The sequence below is a fragment of the Pseudomonas sp. R3-52-08 genome (assembly GCF_003851745.1).
Taxonomy (GTDB): Bacteria; Pseudomonadota; Gammaproteobacteria; order Pseudomonadales; family Pseudomonadaceae; genus Aquipseudomonas.
Window position 1 is genome coordinate 151693 of sequence record NZ_CP027730.1, and the last position, 23827, is coordinate 175519.

A 23827-nucleotide genomic window follows, 5' to 3' on the forward strand; every position below is an offset into this window, starting at 1 on the left:
CAAACTGGAGGGGGCGTAGTCTAGATAGTTACTGGCGTCAAATATTTGGCTGGAATTTTTAGTTATCTAGTTTATGCCAAACTATTGACCTTATGGCCGCCATCCTAAACAATCGCCTCCGTAATGTCACATTGATATTTATGCGGCGAACCGTCCTACATGTGTGAAGCAGTTCCGCTTTTTGAACTTTCCGACGTACGGTCATTACGGTAGCCATTATCCGACGCGGCGGCGCCAATCGCTGTGATTTGAGACAAGAAGTCCTGGGGAATTTTTTAATGCGTCTGCACCTGCTTAAGGCAATACCGTTCGTTCTCGCCGCCAGTTTTGTACAAGCCCAAACACTGCCCCAAGCCATGCAACAGGCACTGGATGTGCACCCAGAGATTCAGGCCGGTGTGAATAGCCGTATCGCCGCCGATTACCAGCTGCGTGCGGCGCAGGGTGGGTATCTGCCGCGTGTTGATTTGAATGCCGGCTATGGCCGTGCAGGCACCGATAACGCGTCCACCCGCCTCGCCAATGGCACGGGCGGCAACCACTGGGAAACCCTCAATCGCGGCGAGTCCAGCCTGCGCCTGCAACAAATGATTTTTGACGGTTTCGCTACCTCCAGCGAAGTCGGGCGTCAACAAGCCAACGTCAACGCCCGTGCCTACTCCCTGCTCGGTACATCCGAGCGCACCGCGTTGACCGTTGCCCAGGTTTACCTGGAAGTGTTGACCCGTCGCGAGTTCGTGCGCCTGGCCGAAGACAACCTGCGCAACCACGAACGCATCTACGATCAGATCAAGCTGCGCACCCAGCGCGGCGTCGGTAACGGTGCCGACCAGGACCAGGCCGAAGCGCGTCTGGCCCAGGCCCGCAACAACCTGATCACCGAGCAGACCAACCTGGCGGATGCGCAAACCAACTACCTCAGCGCCGTTGGCCAGATGCCCGACCAGCTCGAGCGCCCGGCACCGTTCATGGCCATGCTCCCGGCCGACCTGAATGAAGCGCGTCGCCAGATGCTCGACAACAGCCCGGTCCTGCGCTCGGCCGAGTCGGACATCTCTGCCGCCGAGAAGCAGTACGCCGCCGCCAAGTCCAGCTTCTACCCGCGCTTTGATGCTGAGCTTGGCACCAATGCCGACAACAACGTCGGCGGCGACGCCAACCACAGCAACGGCTGGGAAGCCATGGTGCGCATGCGCTTCAACCTGTTTGCCGGTGGCAGCAACAAAGCCGACCTGCAATCGAAGTCGTACCAGGCCAACCAGGCCCTGGACATCCGCAACAACGCCCTGCGCCAGCTCAATGAAGAACTGGGCCTGGCCTGGAACGCCTTGAACAATGCCAACGCGCAACTGCCGGTGGCCCAGCAGTATGTGGACCACAGCACGCGCGTGCGCACCTCCTACCAGCAACAGTTCAGCCTGGGCCAACGTACCCTGCTGGACTTGCTCGACAGCGAGAACGAATTGTTCACCGCTTCGCGTCGCCTGGAAGAGATCAAGAACATTCAGTTATTTACTCAGTACCGAATCAAGGCGACCATGGGCCAATTGCTCAAAAGCCAAGGCGTAGTCGCTCCAATGGCCTCCATCGTGCAAAACGATGTGAAGCCCAAAGTCCAGCTGCCTGGGATGAACTGAGTCACCCCATAGCCCCATCTGTTAGTCGAGAGTGCACCGCGTGGAATCCGAAGTCAGTCGAGTTCATCTCAGTCATGATCCACGCACGCTGCACGACGACCCGTTACTCGACGGGTTGTTGGCACTCTGCGCCCTGCACCAGAAACCGGCCAGTGCGGCCATGCTCACCACCGGCCTGCCGCTGCCTTCGCAGCGCCTGAGTGCCGAACTGCTGGCGCGTGCCGCCGCGCGTGCCGGGCTGCAGGGCCGGCTGTTGCAACGCAAGCTCGAACAGATCCCGGCCATCGCGTTGCCGGCGCTGCTGCTGCTCAAGGATGGGCGCAGTACTGTGCTGGTCGGCTGGCAGGGCGACGATGAAGCGCGGGTGCTGCTCAGCGAAAGCGACGGCGGGGAAGTGCTGATCAAGCGCGAACTGCTGGCCGCCGACTACATCGGCAAAGTCTTCTTCGCCCAACCGCAGCACAAATTCGACGTCAACCATGGCACCCTGATCCCGCGAGCGCGGTCCTGGTTTCGTGACACCCTCAAGCGCTCGCGCTGGCTGTACACCGACGCCATCGCCGCCAGTTTTTTGATCAATATCATCGCCATGGCCGCGCCGCTGTTCGTGATGAACGTGTACGACCGCGTGGTGCCGAACCAGGCCACCGCCACCCTGTGGGTGCTGGCCGTGGGCATCTGTGGCGCGTACCTGTTCGACCTGGTGCTCAAAAGCCTGCGCAGCCTGTGCCTGGACCTGGCCGGTAAAAAAACCGACCTGATCATCTCCGCCACCTTGTTCGAGCGCATCGTCGGCATGTCGATGAAATACCGCCCGGCGCGGGTCGGCAGCTTTGCGCAGAACATCCATGAGTTTCAGAGCCTGCGCGACTTTCTCGCCTCGCTAACCCTTACCAGCCTGATCGACCTGCCGTTCACGCTGCTGATTTTCCTGGTGATCGCCCTGCTCGGCGGCCATCTGGTATGGATTCCGGTGCTGGCGTTCCCGATTGCCCTGGGTATCGGCTACGCCCTGCAGAAGCCGTTGGTCGCGACCATGGAACGCACCATGGCCCTGGCCGCCGAGCGCCAGTCGAGCCTGATCGAAACCCTCGCCGGGCTGGATGCGGTCAAGGTCAACAACGCCGAGAGCGAACGCCAGTACGGTTGGGAACAGACCATCGGCACCTTGAGCCGGCTCGAACTGCGGGTGAAGTTGCTGTCGGGCCTGTCGATGAACATGACCCTGCTGATCCAGCAACTGGCCGGCGTGATCATGATCGTCTTCGGCGTGTACCAGATTATCGACGGCAACCTGAGCATGGGCGGCCTGATTGCCTGCTACATGCTCAGTGGCCGCGCGTTGAGCCCGCTGGCCTCGCTGTCGGGCCTGCTCACGCGCTACCAGCAAGCCAAGGTCACCATGACCTCGGTGGACCAGATGATGGAGCTGCCCCAGGAGCGCAACTTCGAAGAGCGCCCCATGAGCCGCCGCACCCTGCAAGGCGCCATCGAGTGCCGGGGCCTGAACTTCACGTATCCGAACCAACAGAACGCTGCGCTGAAAAACATCAACCTGGTGATCAAGCCAGGGGAAAAAATCGGCATCATCGGCCGCAGCGGTTCGGGCAAAAGCTCCCTGGCCAAATTGATCGTCGGCCTTTACCAGCCTGACTCCGGCGCGTTGCTGGTGGACGGCGTGGATGTGCGCCAGATCGATGTCAGTGAACTGCGCCACAACATCGGCTACGTCGCCCAGGATATCCAACTGCTGGCCGGCACCCTGCGTGACAACCTGGTCAGCGGCGCACGCTACGTCGAAGACGAAATGGTCCTGCAAGCGGCGGAACTGGCCGGCGTGCACGAGTTCGCGCGCCTGCACCCGCAAGGCTACGAACTGCAAGTCGGCGAGCGTGGGCAGAACCTGTCCGGCGGCCAGCGCCAGAACGTCGCCCTGGCTCGTGCGCTGCTGCTCAACCCACCCATCCTGCTGCTGGACGAACCCACCAGCGCCATGGACAACACCGGTGAAGAACGCTTGAAACAACGCCTGCACGCCGTGGTGCAAAACAAGACCGTGGTGTTGGTGACGCACCGTGCCTCGCTGCTCTCCCTGGTAGACCGCCTGCTGGTGGTCGACCGTGGGCAGATTCTCGCGGACGGCCCGAAAGCCGTGGTCATGGAAGCGTTGAAGAAGGGGCAGATCAGTGTTGCTTAACTCCATCAAAAACGCGGTCGGCCGCTACTTCAAAGGTTCCGACTCGCTGCACGGCCAGCCGCTGCCCGAGGTCAACAAAGCGTTGATCGAAGATGCGCCGCGGGTCATCCGCCTGACCATCTGGGCCATCATCGCCTTCTTCCTGTTCCTGGTGGTGTGGGCGGGTTTCTCCGAAATCGACGAAGTGACCCGTGGCGACGGCAAGGCGATTCCGTCGTCCAAATTGCAGAAAATCCAGAACCTGGAAGGCGGTATCGTCGCCGAGCTGTACGTCAAGGAAGGCCAGATCGTCGAGGCCGGTGCGCCGCTGATTCGCCTGGATGACACGCGGTTCGTGTCCAACGCCGGGGAAACCGAAGCCCTGCGCCTGGCCATGCAATTGCGCGTCGAACGCCTGAGTGCGCAGGTGGATGATCGCCCACTGAACATTCCCGACGAGGTACTCAAGGCCGCGCCCAGCCAGGCCGCCAACGAACGCTCGCTGTATGAAAGCCGTCGCCAGCAGTTGAAAGACGAAGTCGGCGGCTTGCAGGAGCAACTGGTGCAGCGCCAGCAGGAATTGCGCGAGTTCACCTCCAAGCAAGGCCAGTACCGCAGCCAGCTGTCCCTGCAACGCCAGGAAATCAACATGTCCGAGCCGCTGGTGGCCCAGGGCGCGGTGTCGCCGGTGGAAGTGCTACGCCTCAAGCGCGCCGAAATGGAGACCCGCGGCCAGCTGGACGCCACCACCCTGGCAATCCCCCGCGCCGAATCGGCGATCAAGGAAGTGCAGCGCAAGATCGACGAAACCCGTGGCAAATTCCGCAGCGAAGCCCTGACCCAACTCAACGAGGCCCGCACCGAACTGAACAAGGCCGAATCCACCGGTCGAGCCCTGGAAGACCGCGTCAGCCGTACCCTGGTCACCTCGCCGGTGCGCGGCATCGTCAAGCAGCTGCTGGTCAACACCGTCGGCGGCGTGATCCAGCCGGGCAGTGACATGGTGGAAATCGTGCCGCTGAACGACACCCTGCTGGTGGAAGCCAAGATCCGCCCGCAAGACATCGCGTTTCTGCACCCTGGGCAAGAAGCGGTGGTCAAATTCACCGCTTATGACTACACCATCTACGGTGGCCTGAAGGCCAAGCTCGAACGCATCGGCGCTGACACCATCACCGATGAAGACAAGAAAACCACCTACTACATGATCACCCTGCGCACCGACCGCAGCCACCTGGGCACCGATGAGAAGCCGCTGCTGATCATCCCCGGCATGGTCGCCTCGGTGGACATCATCACCGGCAAGAAAAGCATCCTCAGCTACCTGCTCAAGCCGATCATCAAGGCGCGGGCCGAGGCGTTGCACGAGCGGTAATCTCTATCGCCTGCTCCGGCCTAATCGGGGGCAAGTCGAATCGTCGCACCGCCCCTCCCACACTTGATCTGTGAACGCATTCAAATGTGGGAGGGGGCTTGCCCCCGATGAGGCCATTAGCATCACCCAAAGCATATAGATATGCCCTAACAGTATTTAAACTTCCATTCTTAGACCTATAAATTCACTCCCCTGTCTGCCGGAAGTGAATCCAATGTCCACCATCAACCAAACCTTCGACATCCGCCCCTTCCCCGGCAGTGTCGGCGCCGAAATCATCGGCCTGGATCTATCCCAACCCGTCAACGACCAGGACTTCGCCCGCATCCATCGCGCACACCTGGACCACCACGTCATCGTGTTCCGCGACCAACGCATCACCCCCGAACAACAGATCGCCTTCAGCCGCCGCTTCGGTGTGCTGCAAATCCATGTGCTCAAACAGTTCCTGCTGGCCAACCACCCGGAGCTCCTGATCGTCTCCAACATCATCGAAAACGGCCAGTCCGTCGGCCTGGGCGATGCAGGCAAATTCTGGCACTCGGACCTGTCGTACAAAGAGCTGCCCAGCCTGGGCTCGATGCTGCATGCCCAGGAACTGCCGTCCGAAGGCGGCGACACGCTGTTTGCTGACATGCACAAAGCCTGGGAGCAACTGCCCGAGCACCTGCGCAACGCCGTCGAAGGGCGCCGCGCCGCGCATTCCTACACCGCGCGTTACAGCGAAAGCAAATTCGAGGGCAACTGGCGTCCCACCCTGACCCCTGAGCAACTCGCCCAAGTGGCCGAAGTGGAGCACCCCATCGTGCGCACTCACCCTGAAAACGGCCGCAAGGCACTGTTCGTCAGCGAAGGCTTCACCACCCGCATCGTCGGCCTGCCAGAGGACGAAAGCCGCGACCTGCTGGCCCAGCTCTACGCCCACAGCGTGCTGCCGGCAAACATCTACCGGCACCAGTGGCAGCCTCACGACCTGGTGTTCTGGGACAACCGCTCGCTGATCCACCTGGCGGCCGGCTGCCCGAGCCATCTGCGCCGCAAGTTGTTCCGCACCACCATCCAGGGCGACGCGCCGTTCTGAACCGCTAAAGCCTGCTAGGATTGCGTCCAGTTCACTCCCGACCGAACACGAGTGCTTGGCATGCAACTACCCGACATGAACCTGCTGGTCGCCCTCGACGCCTTGCTCGATGAAGGCAGCGTGGTGGGCGCCGCGCGACGGATGAACCTGAGCCCGGCGGCCATGAGCCGTACCCTCACACGTATCCGCGAGGCGGTGGGTGATCCGATCCTGGTGCGTGCCGGCCGCGGCCTGGTGCCGACGCCCAAGGCGCTAGAGCTGCAAGCCCAGGTGCGCAACGTGGTGGAGCAGGCGGCGTTGTTGTTTCGCTCGGCGGACCAGGTCGATTTGAGCACCTTGCGCCGCCGCTTCAGCGTGCGCGCCAATGACTTTTTCATCGGCGTGTATGGCGGTCGGCTGTTCGACACCCTGCAACGCGCGGCGCCGTTCTGCGAACTGCGCTTCGTGCCCGAGGGCGACACCGACGACGAAGCGCTGCGCGAAGGGCGGTTGGACCTGCGGGTGAGCAATACCATGCCGGCTGGTCCCGAAGTGAAGGTGCAGAACCTGTTCTCGACCACGTTTGTCGGCCTGGCGCGGGAAGATCACCCGCTGTTCGACGAAGAGATCACCGCCGCTCGGTTTGCCAGCTATTCCCACATCAGCATCTCGCGACGCGGCATCGCCCGTGGGCCTATCGATACCGCCTTGAATGCCCAGGGCCTGGAGCGTCACGTGGCAATGATCGCTCCCGGCTTTCACGGCGCGATGTTCATGCTGCCTGACTCCGACCTGCTGCTGCCGGTGCCCAAGGAAGCCCTCCTGAGCGCCCGGCGCCTGAAGCTGCCGCTGCGCTCGTTCGCCTTGCCGATTTCGCTGCCGACCCTGGTATTGGCGCAATCCTGGCACCCGCGCTTCGATAAAGACCCCGCGCACAAATGGCTGCGCGAAACCATGCGCGAGAGCTGCCACGCCACCTGGCTGGAAGCCCAGCCGGGCTGATTCTGAAGCCACACACAGTCAAATGTGGGAGGGGGCTTGCCCCCGATAGCGGTGTTTCAGTTTCACATCAGGTGACTGTCACTCCGCAATCGGGGGTAAGCCCCCTCCCACATTAAAAGCCCCCTGCAACACCAGGTGGATTGCGTCTGACGCACTTACAACCTTCCAACAAGTCACTTTTTGTCATGCATTTGCCTGATTAAACTACTCGGGTATTCCCATTCCGAGTTACCTGTCCATGACTTCCCTCGCTGCCCCCGCCTTCGAGGCCGCAGCCAAACCCACTGCGCCCAGCCCACCGGTGTTCGGCCCGCGCATCATCATCGGCCTGGTCGGCGTGTTGCTGGCGGTGCTGGTGTCTGGCCTCAACGAAATGGTGACCAAGGTCGCCCTCGCCGATATCCGTGGTGCGCTATACATCGGCTTTGACGAAGGCACCTGGCTGGTCGCGGCGTACACCGCCACTTCCGTCGCAGCCATGGCATTCGCGCCGTGGTGCGCGGTGACGCTCTCCCTGCGCCGTTTCACCCTGGGTGCCATTGGCGTGTTTACGCTGCTCGGCATCCTGTGCCCGTTTGCACCGAACTACGAAAGCCTGTTGCTGCTGCGCACCGTGCAAGGCCTGGCCGGTGGCGCGTTGCCGCCGATGTTGATGACCGTGGCGCTGCGCTTTCTGCCGGCCAACGTCAAGTTGTACGGGTTGGCCGGCTATGCACTGACCGCCACTTTCGGCCCGAGCCTGGGCACGCCATTGGCGGCGCTGTGGACCGAATACGTCGGCTGGCAATGGGCGTTCTGGCAGATCGTCGGGCCGTGCCTGTTGGCGATGGCCGCCGTGGCCTACGGCTTGCCGCAGGATCCGCTGCGCCTGGAACGCTTCAAACAGTTCAACTGGCGTGGTCTGCTGTTGGGCTTCCCGGCGATCTGCATGCTGGTGATCGGCCTGTTGCAAGGCAATCGCCTGGACTGGTTCGAGTCGGGCCTGATCACCTTTTTGCTCAGTGGCGGCGCGCTGCTGCTGGTGCTGTTCATGCTCAACGAATGGTCGCAGCCGCTGCCATTCTTCAAGCTGCAGATGCTCGGCCTGCGCAACCTGTCGTTCGCCTTGATCGTACTGGCCGGGGTGTTGATGGTACTGACCTCGGTGATCATCATCCCCTCGAGTTTTCTCGCCCAGGTCCAGGGCTACCGGCCGCTGCAAACCGCGCCGGTGATGCTGCTGATGGCGCTGCCGCAGTTGATCGCGCTGCCGCTGGTGGCGGCGCTGTGCAATCTGCGCTGGGTCGATTGCCGCTGGGTGCTGGGCATGGGGCTGGGCATGTTGGCGTTGTGCTGTATCGGCAGTTCGCACCTGACCTCGGCGTGGATTCGCGATGATTTTTATGGCTGGTACCTGCTGCAGATTTTCGGTCAACCGATGGCCGTTCTGCCCTTGCTGATGCTGTCCACCGGCAGTATTCAACCCATCGAAGGGCCGTTCGCCTCGGCGTGGTTCAACACCGTCAAGGGTCTGTCCGCCGTGATCGCCACGGCGGTGCTGGATACGCTGACCACCCAGCGCGGGCATTTCCACTCGACCATGCTGGTGGACCACCTGGGCAACTCGCCCCTGGCCGACGGCGACGCGTCGAGCCTGGCGCACCGCCTGCACGAGCAGACTGTGGTGCTCACCTCTTCGGATCTTTATGTCGTCATGGCCGGTGTCGCGGTGGCGTTGATCCTGCTGATTTTCTGGATGCCCACGCGGATTTTCCCGCCTCGCGCACCGACCTGACCCCAAGGATTTTTCATGAAACGCAAAGACAAAATTGCCGTCTCCGTCATCGCCGTATTTGCCGTGGGCGTGCTGGTGTATCTGGTTGCGCCGGGCATCCTGGGCAGCCAGCGCCAGACCACCAACGACGCCTTCGTCGCCGCCGACTTCACCCTGGTTGCACCCCGCGTTGCCGGGTTCATCAAGGAGGTGCTGGTGGAAGACAACCAGCGCGTCAAGGCCGGCCAACTGTTGGCGCTGATCGACGACCGTGATTTTCGCGCCGCCGCCCAGGCCGCCGACGCCGACACCCTGGTCGCCCAGGCCCAACTGAAAAACGCCACCGCGACCCTTGAACGCCAAAGCTCGGTAATCGCCCAGGCCCAGGCCACCGTAGCGGCCGATCGCGCCGAAGTGGCGTTTGCCGAACACGAACTGAACCGCTACAACCACCTCGCCGGCGTCGGCGCGGGCACCGTGCAGAACGCCCAGCAAGCCAAGACCCGCATCGACCAGGCCACCGCGCGCCTGGCCAAATCCACGGCGGTGCTGGCGGCCGAACGCAAGCAAGTGGAAATTCTCACCGCCCAGCGTGACGCTGCCGAAGGCGGTCTCAAGCGCGCACAGGCCGCGCTGGAAATGGCCAGTTATCAGCTGTCCTACACCCGCATCGTCGCGCCGTTGGACGGCATGGTCGGTGAGCGTGCGGTACGGGTTGGCGCCTATGTCACGCCGGGCAGCAAGATCCTCGCCGTGGTGCCGCTGGCCGAAGCCTATGTCGTGGCCAATTTTCAGGAGACCCAACTGTCTCACATGCAGGCCGGCCAAGCTGTGCAGGTGCGGGTCGACAGCCTCGATGGCGAGTTGCTCAACGGCCACCTGCAAAGCCTGGCGCCTGCCACGGGGGTGACCTTTGCCTCGGTCAAGCCGGACAACGCCACCGGTAACTTCACCAAGGTGGTGCAGCGTATTCCGGTGAAGATTGTGCTTGAGCCAAACCAACCGCTGACCGAACGCTTGCGCGTAGGGATGTCGGTGGAAGCCAGCGTCGACACCCACGCCGCCGCGCAACAACATGAGGTGGCCCAGCAATGAGACATCTCGCCTGGCTCACCCTGAGCCTGATCAGTTTGAGCGCTTGCACCGTCGGCCCGGATTTCCAGCGGCCGCAGGGTCCGTTTGTGGCCCAATGGACTGAGCCCCAGGGGCGTCAGGCGGCCAGTCGCGCCACCAGTGACCCGTTGCAGGAGCGCTGGTGGGACGTATTCCACGACGAGCAACTGTCGGCCCTCACACGCCGCGCCCTCAGCGATAACCTCGACCTGAAACTGGCCAGCAGCCGCCTGCAACAAAGTCGCGCCGTGCGCCAGGTAACCACCGCCGAGCGTTACCCCAACGTCGACGGGAGCGGCGCTTACCAGCGCAAGCGCAACAGTGGCAGAGGCTTGAACGACCCCTCCGGCGAAAACGGCCGCTCGGCGTTCAACCAGTGGGACATGGGCTTTTCCGCCGCTTGGGAATTGGACTTCTGGGGCCGGGTCAAGCGCGAGACCGAAGCCGCCGACGCCACCCTGGAAGTCGCGGAAAACGACCGCCGCGCCGTGTTGCTGTCGGTGCTGGCCGAGACCGCCCAGGACTACATCCAACTGCGCGGCGTACAAAACACCCGCGCCGTCACCGAGCAGAACCTCGACGTCGCCCGCCACAGCCTCAAGCTTTCGCAACTGCGCCTGGCCGATGGCGTGGCAACCGACCTGGACGTGGCCGAAGCCGCCGCCCAAGTCGCCGCCATCGAAGCGCGCCTGCCGGATTTGCAGCAGCGCCAGGACCAGTTGATCAACGCCCTGAGCCTGCTGATGGGCGAGCCTCCGCAAGCCCTGCACGCGCAACTGTCCAAGGACGCTGCCGTACCGCAGACCCAGCGCCAGGTCGCTATCGGCCTGCCGTCGGAACTGGCCGAGCGCCGCCCGGACATCCGCCAGGCCGAAGCCCGCTTGCACGCTGCCACCGCCAGCATCGGCGTGGCCAAGGGCGATTTCTACCCGCGCATCACCTTGTCCGGCAGCCTTGGCTCCCAGGCCATGCAGCTCTCGGATCTCGGCTCCTGGGGCTCGCGCGCCTTTGCCTTCGGCCCGCAGTTCAGCCTGCCGCTGTTCAACGGCGGGCGCTTGCAAGGTATGGTGAACCTGCGCGAAGCCCAGCAACAGGAAGCGGCGCTGGCCTACCAGCAAACCGTGCTGCGCGCCTGGCATGAAATCGACGACCAGTTGACCCGCTACAACGCCAGCCAACTGCGCCGCGACAGCCTCGCCGAAGCCGTGCGCCAGAACCAGATCGCCTTGACCACCGCGCAACACCAGTACGTCGAAGGCGTGGCGGATTTCGTCAACGTGCTCACCGTGCAAAGCGCGCTGCTGGCGACTCAGGAACAGTGGGTGGAAAGTTCTACGAGTGTGTCGCTGGCGATGGTGGGCTTGTACAAAGCGTTGGGTGGCGGCTGGGAATCGGTGTATCCGCTGGCGCGTTCAGATGCGCAATAGGACGGACGTGAGGTCGTCTTCGGTTGCGCACCCGGGTCATGGGATCAGCTGCGTTTCAAACCGGGTGCATACCGTGGAAAGCATGCTGGCATCGGCACTGCTACAGCCTGCCGCCTCAAAAAAACCGGAGGCTTCTCGCACGACGGTATATACGTCAGTGACGATGGATCTTGCTTCATCAACCCCCAACCCAAAGCGCTCGGGCGTACTCAGCAAATTGCTGACAGACGATACCCTTCCTTCATTCCCAATGATGAGCGCCTGCAAGCCTAGTTGCGTCGGATGGGGCAGCACGTCAAATACTGGCGCAAGGGAGTAGCCCGACGAGCTGGTCAACAGCAGTCCGGTTTGTTTCAGGTGGTCGTCGCTATTTCCGATGAGCACATTGAATGCCATACGCCGGTAAAGCTCACGCATGTCGAGCGTTGCATCGTCGCTGACTTTCTTCAAAACGTCGGCGATTCTGGAATAGGAAACGTCACTATCAACCGCGCCAACGCGCATTCTCGGCTTCTCGGCGCTTACCAAAGAGTTGCAGCTGACATAGTGCTCGCGCCCCGTTCCTTCATGCCGGTCAAAACGCTCGACCATTAACACCGGCCTGCCTGCTACCTCGACCAACTTGTGCCCCGCTGCCGGTAGACCCGCCGCGTTCGCCATTTGCAGGCTGGCAAATTCAGCACGGGGCTGATCGAAAACATCGTCGCTGCGGCCGAACTTGGCAATCCATTCCTTACCTTCAAAAGTCACGGTGACCTTGGGTCTGGCGCCGCCCATAGAGCTTCCGAACTCGAATAGCCGTGCGATTTCCGCAGGGAGGTCCACATCGCCTTTCTCGACTTGATCGAGGCCAACCATGATTTTTTCGAGATCTTCAAATTGTGGCGGCTGGTGCAGGGTAGGTAACAGATGGCGCGAAGCACTGAAAAGCAGGCAACCGACCCCGGCACCCCGCGAGGCAAGCAGCCATTCGATGTCGTTTTGTGGATGCTGTTTGTGGGTGGCCAGCAGAACACGCCGGCCCCAATTGTCCGGAGTGGCGTCGTCAAGCACCCCAAACATGCGTGTGGAGGAATACTGGTTGGGGGTCAGTGGCAAATTCAGCGGGTCAATCGCGAATGCGTTGGGTCGTGCGAGCCAGCTGTTCGCGTAGCGAAAAACGAATCCGCCCCCGTGCATCGCCACTTCACCGACGGGGACCGGATCACCGATTGAGTGAGCCGAAAAAACGAATGCATTACCAATCGGCTTCCAGGACATGGGGGTCTCCTTCTGTGCGAATTCGGTCAGGCTCACGGGCGAGGCTCAGGGTAATCCCGACCTGGTCAAGGTCTGGCGATGCGATGCTCGCCATCCCTTCCTCCAGGTCCATCGCGCTGAGCACATTCATCAGTACACCGAGGGATACGCCGGCTTCTCCGTGTCTCAGTCGTTGATACGTTTGCCGGGTTATGCCCGCGCGGCTGCATATGGTGGAAATTTTCAGCCGACGACGAATACGGGCTATTTCGATACCGTTTCCAATACCTTTCATCAGCTCATCGCTTCGCTCTGAGATGTACCCTTTGTGAGGGTTTGGCTTGCCCGTAGTTTGCATGATATATCACCCTTTAACGCGGTAAGAGTAACTTATATCATCGACTCTATTTAAGCCAGTCTGCACAAACTCCAGCTCGATGCGGATTTTCCCTGTCGGCGGACTCACCGGTTCTGCAAAAACACCACATACCCCCGAAACCACTCACTCCCCTGTAAATACTCCGGCGCTTGCCAGTCCCCGCCCTGAATCAGGCCGACCTTGAACGGCACGCCCAGCCGGTTCATGCGGGGCAAATACGCGGCGTAGTCGGGGATGCTGTGCCGCCCTTGATAGGTCTGTACCACCACTTCATCCACCACGCCCTTGAGCTGGGCGATGGCGGCGGGGTCGGCGTTGCTGCTCCAGTCCATCAGGCCGGTGATGCTCAAGCGCAGGTCGGCCGGCAGGCGTTGGCGCAGGTCGCGCAGGAAGGCCGCGTATTCGTGCAGGTACTGGGTACGGGCGTCGAAGTCGATCTGGATGCCGACCACCGGGTTGCCCGCGTCGCGCCAGCGTTGCACCTGGCCAAGCAGTTGGGTGTAGACCTGTTCCGGCCATCGCAGAGTATGGGCGCGGTAGACCACCCAGATGTCGCCCTGGGTAATGCGCGGCACGTTCATGCCCTGGGCGATCAGTTGCACACCGCGTTGCGGCGCGCGGCGGGTGGAGTTGATCTGGCCCTGCAGGATGTAGAGGGTCTTGGCCTGCTTGAGCACCGGCTGGGGCGCGACGCCGCTCCACAGCCAGAAGGCGTCGTAGCCACGGGCGTCAACAGCACCGAAGGCCGGGCCTGCCAGCAACAGCAGGCCCAGCCACAGCATTTTCACCAGTAGTACTGCAGCGATTTGCTCCACTGGGTGTCGGCGAAACCGCTCTTGAGCTGGCGGAACCAGCCTTTGCGCACGCCCGGCGCCACGTCTTCGCCGCCGCAGCTGTTGTAGCCGGCCGGCGCGTAGCAATTGATCGCGCGAAACAGTGCGTAGGCCCGGTCGGTTTTGGGCGCCTTGGCATTGGCGATCACCTGCTGGTAGCCGTCCAGGCGCGAGAAGGTTTCACCTTTGAACTCCGAGGCGGTGCTGCCAAGGCTGCCGGTGGCGCGGGCTTGCTCCAGCGGCATGCCGTCCAGGCCATTGCGCAGGATGAATTCCCCCAGGCAGTTGAGGGCTTGCGGGTTTTTTGCGTCGCTTTGCAAGGTCGCGGCGGTTTGCGCGACGCTCGGGCAGGCATAGCCGGATTCGGCCTTGTCACCGTTCCACTGGAACAGCTTCAGGCTTTGCCCGCCGCTGTAGGTGTAACCCAGGCTGGTGCCGAGTTTGTCGTCAGACAGCGAGGCCTGCTTGAGGTCGTCGGCGAAGGTCGCGAACTGGCGGTGCAGCAGGTCTTTGTAGAGCAGCACGAATTGGGCGGTCTGGCGTTCAGTCGGGTCGTTGGCCTTGGCGACCTGCTGGCGCAACAGGTCGGGACCGGCCACGTTGCGCAGCAGGATGTAGCGCACCTGCCTGGCACTGATGGGCGAGTCGGCGGCGAACACCTTGGCCAGTTGGCCGCTGCGCTCGTAATTCATCGCCAGCGCCAGCTCCAATTGGTCGCGTTGCAGCGGTTGCTTGGCCAGCGGCAGCAGTTGCAGCCACAGCGCTTCGGCGCCTTTCCAGTCTTGCTTGGCTTCCAGGGCCAGGGCGCGCAGGGTCTGCTGGCTGAAGGCGAAGTAATCCAGGTTTGGCGGCAGGTCCGTCGGCAGGTGCTTCAGGGCCGTGTCGGGTTGGTGCTCGACGTACAGGGCATACGCCGCTTGCAGGTAGTCGAACAAGGCCGGCTCGTTGGCGAAGGTGCTCTTTTGCTTGTCGAGGTCTTCGCGGCTCAACAGCGGCGGGGTGTGAGCGCGCATGGCCATCAGGTCGTTGACCAGTTGCAGCATCGGGCTGTTCGCCGCTGGATTGCGGGCCATCAGCAACTTGAGGTCGGCTTCTTCCACCAACGCGTCCACGTCGACATTGCGCTGGGCGTCGGTGGCCTCGGTGAACTGCCAGGTGAAGTCCTCGGCGAGCTTGGTCTGGTCATTCGCCAACCAATGCACGCGGCGCAGCAGGCCACGGGCGGAGGCGACGTAAGCGCCCTGCGGGTAGGTTTTCAGGTAGCCGAGAAAGCCTTCTTCGGCGTCGCTCAACGCGGCCTTGTCCACATGCTCGCGCTGGGGCACACCGTATTCGTCGAAGGCTTCGGCCTGGGCTTGGTTCAGCGAGGTGCGCGCGGTCATGTACAGCGCGGTTTCCTTCAGCCAGGGCACATCGCTGGTAGCGGCGGCGGCGAAACCGCGTTCGGCGTTACCGAAGCGGCCGCTGTAGAAGTCAGCGGCGGCCTGCAGATAAGTGCGAAATAGTTGGGCGCTGGCCGAAGGGGTCAGCTGCGCATCCACCACCTGGCCGTCCCAGTCACAGGTGGTCAGCAGCTGCAAACGTGCTTTCACCAGCAGGTCGCGCTCGGCGGGCGGCATATCGGCCTTGATCACCTGGCTGATAAACGCGGTGGCGCTGTCATCAGCGTTGCTGCGGCAGCGGCTGCCTTCGCCATCGAGAAACGCTTCGCCTGCGGTCTTGTACTCCTCACGCTTGATGCCCAGCGGCGCGAGCAGGGTGTCGAGCTCGGCGGTGCGCGAATCGTCCGCTTGGTTATCGGGTTCGTCCTCTGCGGCCGGGACCGGCACCAGGCGATACACCGGAAACGGCACCGGGCCGAAACCCTGGGCCAGGTCGTCTTCGCTCAGGGCATTCGGCGCCAGGGGTGCGGCCTTTTTGTCGGCCAGCAACAGGCGCAGGTTTACTCGGCTATCGTTGCCTGGGCTGAGAAAGGGTTGGTTGCTGCAGGGTTCGAGACTGTCACGCGACACCCGCCAGTCGGGGTAGCACGAGTCGTCGGAACTGGCCTGGGCCGTCAGGGGAATGCCGGCCAGCAGAGCCAGTGCCAGAGGTGACAATAAACCGATGCGCATGACGTGTCCTTGATCCTGGGTCCTTGGAGGACGGCAATCATAGCGTGATCCGACGCCAGCTTCGGTGAACGCTCACACAAATCACGGATTTGTCCGATTGAGGGTAGTGGCGTTTTAACCTTGCTGACATAGACTGCGTTCTTCATCAGGGAGGATCGTATGAAGCTATTGCGGCTATGGCTGTTGAGTGTTGCCTGCGTGATCGGCGTGGCGCCTGTCGCCATGGCGGACGACCCCTTGCTGGATCACCCGCCGGCGGCTGCGGCCGGCACCGATGAGGCGCGCGGCGTGTTACGGGCCCGCGACCAGGCGGTGCTGGCCAGCGAGTTGTCGGGGCGCATCGTCGAACTGCCGTTCAGTGAGGGCGAGTCGTTCAAGAAGGGCGACACCCTGGCGCGTTTCGATTGCTCGGCCTACCAGGCGCAATTGAATGCCGCCCAGGCTGCCAGCCGTGGCGCCGGTGAAGAGCTGGCCCACAACAAACAGCTGGCGGCGCTCAATTCAGTCGGGCGCTTTGAAGTGGCCCGCGCCGAAGCCAAACTCAGCGAAACCCAGGCCCAGTCCCAGGTCTATCAGGTGCAGGTCAAGCGTTGCAGCGTGCTGGCGCCGTATGACGGCCAGGTGGTGCAACGCAAGGTGCAACGCTATGAAAGCGTGTCGGCCGGGGCGCCGCTGCTGGAAATCGTCGACAACCGCAGCCTGGAAATCCACCTGCTGGTGCCGTCACGCTGGATGGACAAGCTCAAGCCCGGCCAGACCTTCACTTTTACCCCCGATGAAACCGGCCAGGCGTTCAGCGCCACGGTCAAACGACTCGGCGCGCGCATTGACGAGGGCAGCCAGACGCTGCTGCTGGTCGCCACTTTACCCAACGCCGCCGGGTTGATGGCAGGCATGAGTGGCACCGCACAGTTTGCGCAATTGCAATGAACGCCCCGATGCCGGGCAGCAGCGAGCGGGTGTTTGCGCAGTTTCTGGACCTGGAACGCCAGACCCGTGCCGCGCGCACCACCGAGCAACTGGCCTACAGCCTGGTCAATGACAGCCAGCCGCTGTTCGGCTATCGGCATGCCGCACTGTTGATCGCCGGCAAGGTGCAGGCGGTGACAGCCGTGAGTAACGTCGACCCGAATGCGCCGTTCGTGGCCTTTGTCGAGCAGGCGGTGGCGCAGTTGCACAAGCAGGCGCTGGCCCAGACCGCACGCGTAGTGCCGGCGGAGCAGTTGAGCGAGGCGGTGCGGGCGGACTGGCAAAGCCTGTCTGCCGGCCAGGTGTTCTGGTTGCCGTTGATCGACCCCCAGGGCCGAGTGTTCGGTGGCCTGTGGCTGGCGCGAGATACCCCGTGGAATCCGGCCGAGCAAGTGTTGCTGGCGCAATTGGGCGACACCTGCAGCCATGCCTGGCATGCACTGCAGCCGCAGCGGCCGTGGCGGTTGCGCCTGACTCGCAAGCGCCGGCTGATGGTGGTGGTCGCCTTGCTGCTGTTGCTGCTGATTCCGGTGCGCCAATCCGTGCTGGCGCCCGCCGAAGTGGTGCCGCTGGCCGGGCAGGTGGTGGCGGCGCCGCTGGATGGGGTGATTGCACAGTTTTTGGTCAAGCCCAACCAGGCGGTAAAAACCGGTGACCTGTTGCTGCGTTTCGAAAGCACCACCCTCACGGCCCAGGCCGACGTGTCGGCGCGTGCCCTGGGCGTAGCCGAGGCCGAGTTGAAGGCCAGCGCGCAGCGAGCTTTTGCCGATGCCGAATCGAATTCGCGTATCGACCTGCTGGCGGCCCGGGTCGAGCAAAAACGCGCCGAACGCGATTACGCCCGCGAACTGCTCAAGCGCAGCGAAGTGCGCGCCGAGCGCGACGGTATCGCCGTCTTCGCCGACGCCGAGCGCTGGACCGGCAAGCCCGTGCAAACCGGCGAGCGCCTGTTGCAGATTGCCGACCCCGACCAGGCCGAGTTGCGCATTGAGCTGGCGGTAGGCGATGCGATCGCCCTGGAACCGAACGCCCAGGTAGCGCTGTTCCTCGACAGCGACCCTTTGCATCGCCACCTGGCGACCTTGCAACGGGCAGCCTATGAAGCGCAGCCCACACCGGGTGGCCAACTGGCCTATCGCCTGGATGCGCAATTCGACGAAGCACCGCCGCGTATCGGCCTGCGCGGCACGGCCAAGCTGTTTGGCGAGCGCGCGCCGCTGGCGCTGTACCTGTTGCGGCGGCCGCTGGCAGGCCTGCGCCAGAGCGTGGGCCTCTGATGGACTTGCCCAAACTGCGTGAAGACCTGCAACTGTCCAGCGCCGGCGCGGCCCTGGACGGTTCGCCGCGCTGGACCCTGGCCGACCCGGTGCGCGGGCGTTATTTCAAACTGGGCGCCACCGCCATTCGCTTGCTGCGCCACTGGTCTTTGGGTGACCCGGAAAAAGTCCTGCAGGCCGCCAACCGCGAGCCGGGCCTGGCGTTGGGCGGCAGTGAAGTGGATGAGCTGCTGGGTTTTCTGCGCGCCCACGACCTGATCGCCGCCCTCGACCCGCAGCAGCGCGCCAGTTACCTCTACAAATCTGCCGCGCGTAAACAAAGCCTGTGGCAGGTGCTGCTGCATCAATACCTGTTTTTCCGGATTCCGCTGTGGCGACCGGATGCGTTTCTCAACCGTGCCTGGCCGCTGCTGGCGCGCTTTGGCCCTGGGTTGTTGCGCTACGGCTTGCCGATCATTTTGGCGCTTGGGGTGTTTCTGGTCGCGCGCGACTGGCAGCGCTTTGTGGCGACGTTTCCGCATCTGTTCAGCCTGGGCGGCGCCCTGGCGTTTGGCGTGGCGCTGTTCTTTGCCAAGCTATGCCATGAATTCGGCCATGCCTTTATGGCCAAGCGCGCCGGGTGCAGGGTGCAGAGCATGGGCGTAGCGTTCATGGTGCTGCTGCCGATGTTCTACACCGACGTAAGCGATGCCTGGCGGGTTAATGATCGTCGTGCGCGCTTGATGATCGGGGCCGGTGGGGTCATGGCCGAGTTGTTGCTGGCGTGCATCGCCCTGCTGGCCTGGTCGCTGCTGCCGGACGGCCCGGCGCGCACGGCAGCGTTCATGCTGGCAAGCGCCACCTGGCTGACCACCCTGGCGATCAACCTCAACCCGTTCATGCGCTTCGATGGTTACTTTCTGATCAGCGATTGGTGGGAAGTGGATAACCTGCAAGGTCGCGCCTTTGCGCTGTGTCGCTGGCGCTTGCGCGAGCTGCTGTTCGGGTATGGCGAACCGGCACCGGAGCCGTGGTCGCCGAATATGCAACGCCGGCTATTGTGGTGGGGCTACCTGGCGTGGCTGTGGCGCGCGGCGCTGTTTTTAGGGATCGCCCTGGCGGTGTATCACCTGTTTTTCAAGCTGCTGGGGATCGTCCTGATGGGCGTGGAACTGGTGTGGTTTATCGGCCTGCCGATCTTCAAGGAGTGGCGCCAATGGTGGAGCCGACGCAGCCAGGCCCATGCGCCGCGAGTCATGCTCAGCAGCCTGGGCCTGGTGCTGGTGGTGCTCGCGCTGGTGGTGCCCTGGCGCAGCGCGGTGGAGCTGCCGACCATGCTCGAAGCCGGGCGCGCCAGTGCGCTGCATGCGCCGGTGGCGGCGCGGGTCAAGCACTTGCGGGTGGTGGACGGGCAAGTGGTGACCCAGGGCCAGGTGCTGATCGAGCTGGAATCACCGGACCTGGACGCCCGGCAAAGTATCGTGCGTCGCGAAGTGGAGATTTTGCAGTTGCAGATGCGCCGCCAGGCCGGGCGCAGTGAAACGGCAGTGGACGCTGGCATCAATGATCAGCGCCTGTCCCAGGCCCTCGCCGAATACCGTGGCCTGGCCGCCCAGCGCGAACGCCTGCTGCTGCGCGCGCCTCACGCCGGCACGGTGCGCGATGTGCTGCCGCAATTGAGCGTGGGGCGCTGGCTGTCGCCCAAGGATTCGCTGGCGCGGGTGGTGGAAGAAGGCGCCCGCCTGCGCGGTTACATCGCCGAGGCCGAGCTGTGGCGGGTGGCGCCGGGGGCAACCGGACGGTTTATCGCCGATGACCCGATGCACGCGGCCATCCCGGTGGAATTGACCGATATCGACGCCAACGGTGTGGCCTACCTGGACCAGGAGGCGCTGACCTCAGACCACCACGGGCCGATTGCCGTGCGCCGCGATGAAAACCAGCGCCCGGAGCCGGTGCAGGCGCAATACGGCGCACGCTTGAAAAGTCTGCAAGCGATTGCAACGCCCCGTCAGCCGTTGCGCGGCGTGGTGGTGCTGCAGGGGCGCAGTGAGTCGGTGCTGGGCGTGGCCTGGCGACGGGCGGCGGCGTTGGGTGTACGGGAAAGCGGGTTCTAGGAGTTGAACGCAATGTCGAACAAGCAAGGTGCCCTGGCGCAGGGCCTGGTGATGCGTCCCTCACGCAGTACCGACGGGCCGTTTTTGCAGCGCCTTTACCGCTCGGCACGTGCGGATCTGCAGTGGATTGATGGCGAGCAGGCGCTGGTCGAGGAGGTGATCGCCCAGCAATTCCAGGTCCAGGAAAAGGGCCTGGACGAGCATTTCCCCGGTGCGCTGCACTATGTCATCGAAAAGTTGGACACGCCCATCGGCGCCTTGAGTGCCGACTTCGGGCCCCATGAAATCCGGGTGTTGTACCTGGCATTCATTCCCACCGCGCGTGGCCAGGGTTTTGGCCGCGCGGTTTTGCAAGGGGTGCAGCAGGCGGCCACGCAGGTGGCGTGCCCGGTGAGCACGGTGGTGTGGGCGAGCAACCCCCATGCGTGCCGGCATTACCTGGCGCTGGGGTTTCGGGTGGAAGAACAGACGCCCGCCGCGCAGCGGTTGGTGTGGTACCCGTCTCAGTTGAACACAATGCAGAAATAACCCCGCTCGCTGTCGCGGCCCATGGCGGGCTCGCGAGACACAAACACCTGTTCGAGGCAGGCGTCCGCCAGCGGTAAACGGCATAAGCCGTCGACGAAATCCGTGGGTACAAGGCTTTCGAGCAGCACCCTGAAGGCCCCGCGCGGGCTGCCTGGCAAGGTGGCTTTGGGGGTTTCGGTGAGGCTTTGGACTTGGATCGGCAGCGCCGAACCGTCGGGCAGGTAAAGCACGGCGGTGCCATCAAGCAACGGTCGAAAGTGTTCCGGGGTGACCAGGTTCAACATGTGAGGCTCCATTTCAGAGATGCCGGGGCCTGCGAGCCCCGGCCAGGGGTTAATCGCGCGACGGAAAAAGCCCGTTCAAGGCAATGCTGAAATTGATCGCAAGGTAAGGGTTCATGGTGGCCAAGGCCTGGCCCTGGCCGGCGACACTGATCGTGCCTCCGGCCACAGCGGTGCTCACGCCCTGCAGAGGGACCGGCGTGGCGCCCTGCTGGTCTGAATAGATTGCAGCGCTGCCCGGCCCACCGCCGGAAGCGCCGATAAACGCGTTGGTAGCGCTGGGTACTGTCAGCGGGTTGCTGGAGGTGTTCGCCAGTTGCACCGAAGTGGTGGCGGTGAGTGGTGTCATGGCGTGGGTGTGGGCAGGCAGGTTGAGCAGGGTGGCGGTGACGGATTCCGTGCCGGAGATTTCGCCAATGACGCGCGCCGACAACCCCGCGCCGCTGCCTTGACCAATGGGCATTCGACCTTGCAGGTTAGGCAGCATGAAGCTGACGCTGCCATTTCCGCCGTAAACGACACCGAGCAGGGCGTACAGCGCCTGGTACTGGTTGACGGCAAGGGTTTGCCCGGCGCACAGGGCCCAGTCTCTGGGGGCGAAATCAAACGCAAAGGGTTGGATGGTGCCGATGAAAACTTCCATGGATCGTTCATCCTTGTGATGGCGTGACAGGGGGGAAGACGCCAATCGGTCCGGCGCCATCGCAGAGCGTAGTCGCCGTTGTTGCTTGCTGCCTGGCGGTTGCGAAACAGCGAGCGAAACCGGGGCTTTTGTCCTAGAGTGGCGCGTGTTTGCGCATGTGCGGAGTTTGCTCGGTAAACGGGCTGTGTCAGGGGAGTTGAGGTGCGACGGTCTGTGGTAGAACAAGACGAAAAAGTGGCGGCACTTTCCGTAGTCAATCGCCTTGCGAGCGCCTGGGAAGGCGCCGGTTGGCTCAGCCGTTTGTGGTGGGTGCCGATCCTGGCGCTGGCCATGGCCGTGCGGTTTTATGGCCTGATGGCTGCGGCGATCTGGGGCGATGAGGGCTCAAGCCTGCTGCTCAGTGAATACGCCCTGGACGACCTGTGGTTTCACGCCGCCCATGATGTGCACCCGCCGCTGTACTTTTTCATGCTGCGCGGCTGGATCGAACTGTTCGGCGACGGCATCTGGTCGATTCGCGGCATGAGTGCGATCCCCGGCGTGCTGGCGGTGGGCCTGGGCGTCTGGCTCACACGGCAACTGTCTACCCGTCGCGCTGCGGTGCTGGCGGGGGTGCTGCTGGCGCTGTTTCCCTCCGCCGTGCGCTACAGCCAGGAAGTGCGCATGTACTCGCTGCTGGCCGTGTGGTTACTGGGGGCCACGCTGGCGCTGGTGTACTGGGTGCGCCAACCCGCGCGCACGCGTTACCTGGTCGTTTATGCGCTGTTGATGGCCGCCGGTTTCTATACCCATTACTTCACTGCACTGTGCGTGCTGGTGCACTGGGCTTACCTGGGGCTGCTGTGCCCGTCCCAGGCGCCCGGCCAGCGCCTGATCCTGCGTCCGTCGTGGTGGTGCGCCAATGCGCTGGTTGTGGCGTTGTACCTGCCCTGGCTGCCGAATCTGCTTGACCTCGTGCAACACGTCGAACAGCTCAAGGTCGGCGGTGACATTGGCTGGGAAGACCCGGTCACGTTGACCTCCGTGCCGTCGATGATCTGGCAGTTCACGCTTCAGGATGAAGGCGTGGACTTCTGGCGACCGCTGTTCTGGCTGTTCCCGCTGTTGTTGATCGCCGTCGTGATAGCCACCGCCTGGCAGGATCGCGAGCGCCATCGCCCGGCCCGCCTGCTGGCGCTGTTCTTCCTGTTGCCGCTACTGCTGGTGTATGCGGTGTCGTTTATCTCGCCGGTGTTTATCGAGCGCTACCTCACGGTGTACGCCCTGGGCTTGCCGATCCTTGTGGCCCTGGCCATCGACCGCCTGCCCACGCGCCTGGCATGGCTGGGCGCGGCGTTGTGCGTGGTGTTTGTCGGAGTGGAGCTGCTGGGGCTGAAAAACAATGCCACGGTGGATGTGCATGATCAGTTCAACGTGCCGGTGGAGTTCGTCAACCGCAACTATCAGGAAGGCGACCGCATCGTTCTCAGCGACATGATGTGGTACCTCAGCTACGTGTATTACGACCAGACCGACGCCCAACTGCAGCTTTACACCCCGCCCAGGCCCGACGGTACGCCGACTCGGCCGAATGCCTATGGCTTCGGCACTCTGGTGGATCAGGACGGCGGGCGCATCTACCTTGACCGTCTGTCTGCCTTAGCGCCCGACACACGACGTGTCTGGCTCATCAGCAGCAACGAGCTGCCGGATGAATTCGCGCCGATTCCGCCAGGCTGGCAAGAACTTTTGCAGCAGGACGGCGGCGGCGCGCGGGCGCGGCTGTTCGTGCTGTGTGGCGGGCCAGAGCCTTCGCGGCCCGCCGGTTGCCGCTAATCACGAATTGGTATTAGGGGCATGCCAAAATAGTGGCAAATGATCGCTAGTCGGCACTGTGTTTCTCAACTACGCTCCGGCCCACAAATGGATTTTTGTCCTACAAAGTG

At 63.1% G+C, this 23827-nt stretch carries 19 protein-coding genes; 13 read left to right on the forward strand and 6 right to left on the reverse strand.

From position 1 onward, the window contains the following. Positions 1–278 precede the first annotated feature (278 nt). The 8 genes from C4J91_RS00650 (at position 279) to C4J91_RS00685 (ending at position 11543) form a co-directional block, all read left to right on the forward strand. Positions 279–1637: a TolC family outer membrane protein gene (locus C4J91_RS00650; protein WP_124360682.1), complete on the forward strand. Its 1359-nt coding sequence runs from the start codon at positions 279–281 to the stop codon at positions 1635–1637. 40 nt (positions 1638–1677) lie between these two features. Beyond that, positions 1678–3834, forward strand: coding sequence for a type I secretion system permease/ATPase (locus tag C4J91_RS00655; RefSeq protein WP_124360683.1), 2157 nt, complete (start codon positions 1678–1680; stop codon positions 3832–3834). Continuing rightward, a complete protein-coding gene (locus tag C4J91_RS00660) occupies positions 3824–5188 on the forward strand; it encodes an HlyD family type I secretion periplasmic adaptor subunit (protein ID WP_124360684.1) in 1365 nt (454 codons plus the stop codon). The genes C4J91_RS00655 and C4J91_RS00660 overlap by 11 nt, the downstream gene beginning before the upstream one ends. Positions 5189–5402: 214 nt before the next feature. Further along, the gene (locus C4J91_RS00665; protein ID WP_124360685.1) at positions 5403–6269 is read left to right on the forward strand and encodes a TauD/TfdA family dioxygenase; all 867 of its coding nucleotides are present in this window, start codon (positions 5403–5405) and stop codon (positions 6267–6269) included. Positions 6270–6329: 60 nt separating this feature from the next. Then, positions 6330–7250, forward strand: a complete 921-nt coding sequence (locus C4J91_RS00670) for a LysR family transcriptional regulator (protein WP_124360686.1) — start codon at positions 6330–6332, stop codon at positions 7248–7250. 238 nt (positions 7251–7488) lie between these two features. After that, positions 7489–9024 carry an MFS transporter gene (locus tag C4J91_RS00675; protein ID WP_124360687.1) on the forward strand — a complete coding sequence of 512 codons (1536 nt, stop codon included), beginning with the start codon at positions 7489–7491 and terminating at the stop codon, positions 9022–9024. Positions 9025–9039: 15 nt separating this feature from the next. Further along, on the forward strand, positions 9040–10098 hold the full coding sequence (locus tag C4J91_RS00680) for an HlyD family secretion protein (RefSeq protein WP_124360688.1): 1059 nt from the start codon (positions 9040–9042) through the stop codon (positions 10096–10098). After that, positions 10095–11543 (forward strand): efflux transporter outer membrane subunit, encoded by a 1449-nt coding sequence (locus C4J91_RS00685; protein WP_124360689.1) that lies wholly within the window; start codon positions 10095–10097, stop codon positions 11541–11543. Before C4J91_RS00680 ends, C4J91_RS00685 begins: the two co-directional genes overlap by 4 nt. 36 nt (positions 11544–11579) lie before the next feature. On the opposite strand, the gene C4J91_RS00690 is transcribed toward C4J91_RS00685, so the two are convergent. From C4J91_RS00690 to C4J91_RS00705, 4 genes are all read right to left on the reverse strand, one after another. Continuing rightward, on the reverse strand, positions 11580–12803 hold the full coding sequence (locus C4J91_RS00690; RefSeq protein WP_124360690.1) for a type II toxin-antitoxin system HipA family toxin: 1224 nt from the start codon (positions 12801–12803) through the stop codon (positions 11580–11582). Continuing rightward, positions 12781–13140 (reverse strand): helix-turn-helix transcriptional regulator, encoded by a 360-nt coding sequence (locus tag C4J91_RS00695; protein WP_124360691.1) that lies wholly within the window; start codon positions 13138–13140, stop codon positions 12781–12783. Before C4J91_RS00695 ends, C4J91_RS00690 begins: the two co-directional genes overlap by 23 nt. A gap of 104 nt (positions 13141–13244) precedes the next feature. Next, a complete protein-coding gene (locus C4J91_RS00700; RefSeq protein ID WP_124360692.1) occupies positions 13245–13949 on the reverse strand; it encodes a DUF3142 domain-containing protein in 705 nt (234 codons plus the stop codon). Continuing rightward, positions 13946–16108: an outer membrane assembly lipoprotein YfiO gene (locus tag C4J91_RS00705; RefSeq protein ID WP_124360693.1), complete on the reverse strand. Its 2163-nt coding sequence runs from the start codon at positions 16106–16108 to the stop codon at positions 13946–13948. Before C4J91_RS00705 ends, C4J91_RS00700 begins: the two co-directional genes overlap by 4 nt. Positions 16109–16267: 159 nt before the next feature. On the opposite strand from C4J91_RS00705, the gene C4J91_RS00710 reads away from it, so the two are divergent. From C4J91_RS00710 to C4J91_RS00725, 4 genes are read left to right on the forward strand one after another with little or no spacing between them, the layout of a single operon-like run. Next, the gene (locus C4J91_RS00710; RefSeq protein ID WP_124360694.1) at positions 16268–17038 is read left to right on the forward strand and encodes an efflux RND transporter periplasmic adaptor subunit; all 771 of its coding nucleotides are present in this window, start codon (positions 16268–16270) and stop codon (positions 17036–17038) included. After that, positions 17035–18354: an efflux RND transporter periplasmic adaptor subunit gene (locus tag C4J91_RS00715; RefSeq protein ID WP_124360695.1), complete on the forward strand. Its 1320-nt coding sequence runs from the start codon at positions 17035–17037 to the stop codon at positions 18352–18354. The genes C4J91_RS00710 and C4J91_RS00715 overlap by 4 nt, the downstream gene beginning before the upstream one ends. Beyond that, positions 18354–20450, forward strand: coding sequence for an HlyD family efflux transporter periplasmic adaptor subunit (locus tag C4J91_RS00720; RefSeq protein ID WP_124360696.1), 2097 nt, complete (start codon positions 18354–18356; stop codon positions 20448–20450). The genes C4J91_RS00715 and C4J91_RS00720 overlap by 1 nt, the downstream gene beginning before the upstream one ends. Positions 20451–20462: 12 nt before the next feature. Further along, positions 20463–20978, forward strand: a complete 516-nt coding sequence (locus C4J91_RS00725; protein ID WP_124360697.1) for a GNAT family N-acetyltransferase — start codon at positions 20463–20465, stop codon at positions 20976–20978. Here the strand turns inward: C4J91_RS00725 and C4J91_RS00730 are convergent. Both C4J91_RS00730 and C4J91_RS00735 read right to left on the reverse strand, forming a co-directional pair. Further along, positions 20954–21262, reverse strand: a complete 309-nt coding sequence (locus C4J91_RS00730; protein WP_124360698.1) for a hypothetical protein — start codon at positions 21260–21262, stop codon at positions 20954–20956. The genes C4J91_RS00725 and C4J91_RS00730 overlap by 25 nt on opposite strands. A gap of 49 nt (positions 21263–21311) precedes the next feature. Further along, complete coding sequence (locus C4J91_RS00735) at positions 21312–21902, reverse strand: phage tail protein (RefSeq protein WP_124360699.1); 591 nt, start codon at positions 21900–21902, stop codon at positions 21312–21314. 201 nt (positions 21903–22103) lie between these two features. On the opposite strand from C4J91_RS00735, the gene C4J91_RS00740 reads away from it, so the two are divergent. Then, a complete protein-coding gene (locus C4J91_RS00740) occupies positions 22104–23717 on the forward strand; it encodes a glycosyltransferase family 39 protein (RefSeq protein ID WP_124360700.1) in 1614 nt (537 codons plus the stop codon). Positions 23718–23827 lie beyond the last annotated feature (110 nt).

What these genes read in the sequence shown, in the direction of transcription:
- C4J91_RS00650 (WP_124360682.1), top strand. Translation starts at nt 279, where the DNA reads ATGCGTCTGCACCTGCTTAAGGCAATACCGTTCGTTCTCGCCGCCAGT.
- C4J91_RS00665 (WP_124360685.1), top strand. Translation starts at nt 5,403, where the DNA reads ATGTCCACCATCAACCAAACCTTCGACATCCGCCCCTTCCCCGGCAGT.
- C4J91_RS00670 (WP_124360686.1), top strand. Translation starts at nt 6,330, where the DNA reads ATGCAACTACCCGACATGAACCTGCTGGTCGCCCTCGACGCCTTGCTC.
- C4J91_RS00675 (WP_124360687.1), top strand. Translation starts at nt 7,489, where the DNA reads ATGACTTCCCTCGCTGCCCCCGCCTTCGAGGCCGCAGCCAAACCCACT.
- C4J91_RS00680 (WP_124360688.1), top strand. Translation starts at nt 9,040, where the DNA reads ATGAAACGCAAAGACAAAATTGCCGTCTCCGTCATCGCCGTATTTGCC.
- C4J91_RS00685 (WP_124360689.1), top strand. Translation starts at nt 10,095, where the DNA reads ATGAGACATCTCGCCTGGCTCACCCTGAGCCTGATCAGTTTGAGCGCT.
- C4J91_RS00690 (WP_124360690.1), bottom strand. Translation starts at nt 12,803, where the DNA reads ATGTCCTGGAAGCCGATTGGTAATGCATTCGTTTTTTCGGCTCACTCA.
- C4J91_RS00695 (WP_124360691.1), bottom strand. Translation starts at nt 13,140, where the DNA reads ATGCAAACTACGGGCAAGCCAAACCCTCACAAAGGGTACATCTCAGAG.
- C4J91_RS00705 (WP_124360693.1), bottom strand. Translation starts at nt 16,108, where the DNA reads ATGCGCATCGGTTTATTGTCACCTCTGGCACTGGCTCTGCTGGCCGGC.
- C4J91_RS00710 (WP_124360694.1), top strand. Translation starts at nt 16,268, where the DNA reads ATGAAGCTATTGCGGCTATGGCTGTTGAGTGTTGCCTGCGTGATCGGC.
- C4J91_RS00715 (WP_124360695.1), top strand. Translation starts at nt 17,035, where the DNA reads ATGAACGCCCCGATGCCGGGCAGCAGCGAGCGGGTGTTTGCGCAGTTT.
- C4J91_RS00720 (WP_124360696.1), top strand. Translation starts at nt 18,354, where the DNA reads ATGGACTTGCCCAAACTGCGTGAAGACCTGCAACTGTCCAGCGCCGGC.
- C4J91_RS00725 (WP_124360697.1), top strand. Translation starts at nt 20,463, where the DNA reads ATGTCGAACAAGCAAGGTGCCCTGGCGCAGGGCCTGGTGATGCGTCCC.
- C4J91_RS00730 (WP_124360698.1), bottom strand. Translation starts at nt 21,262, where the DNA reads ATGTTGAACCTGGTCACCCCGGAACACTTTCGACCGTTGCTTGATGGC.
- C4J91_RS00735 (WP_124360699.1), bottom strand. Translation starts at nt 21,902, where the DNA reads ATGGAAGTTTTCATCGGCACCATCCAACCCTTTGCGTTTGATTTCGCC.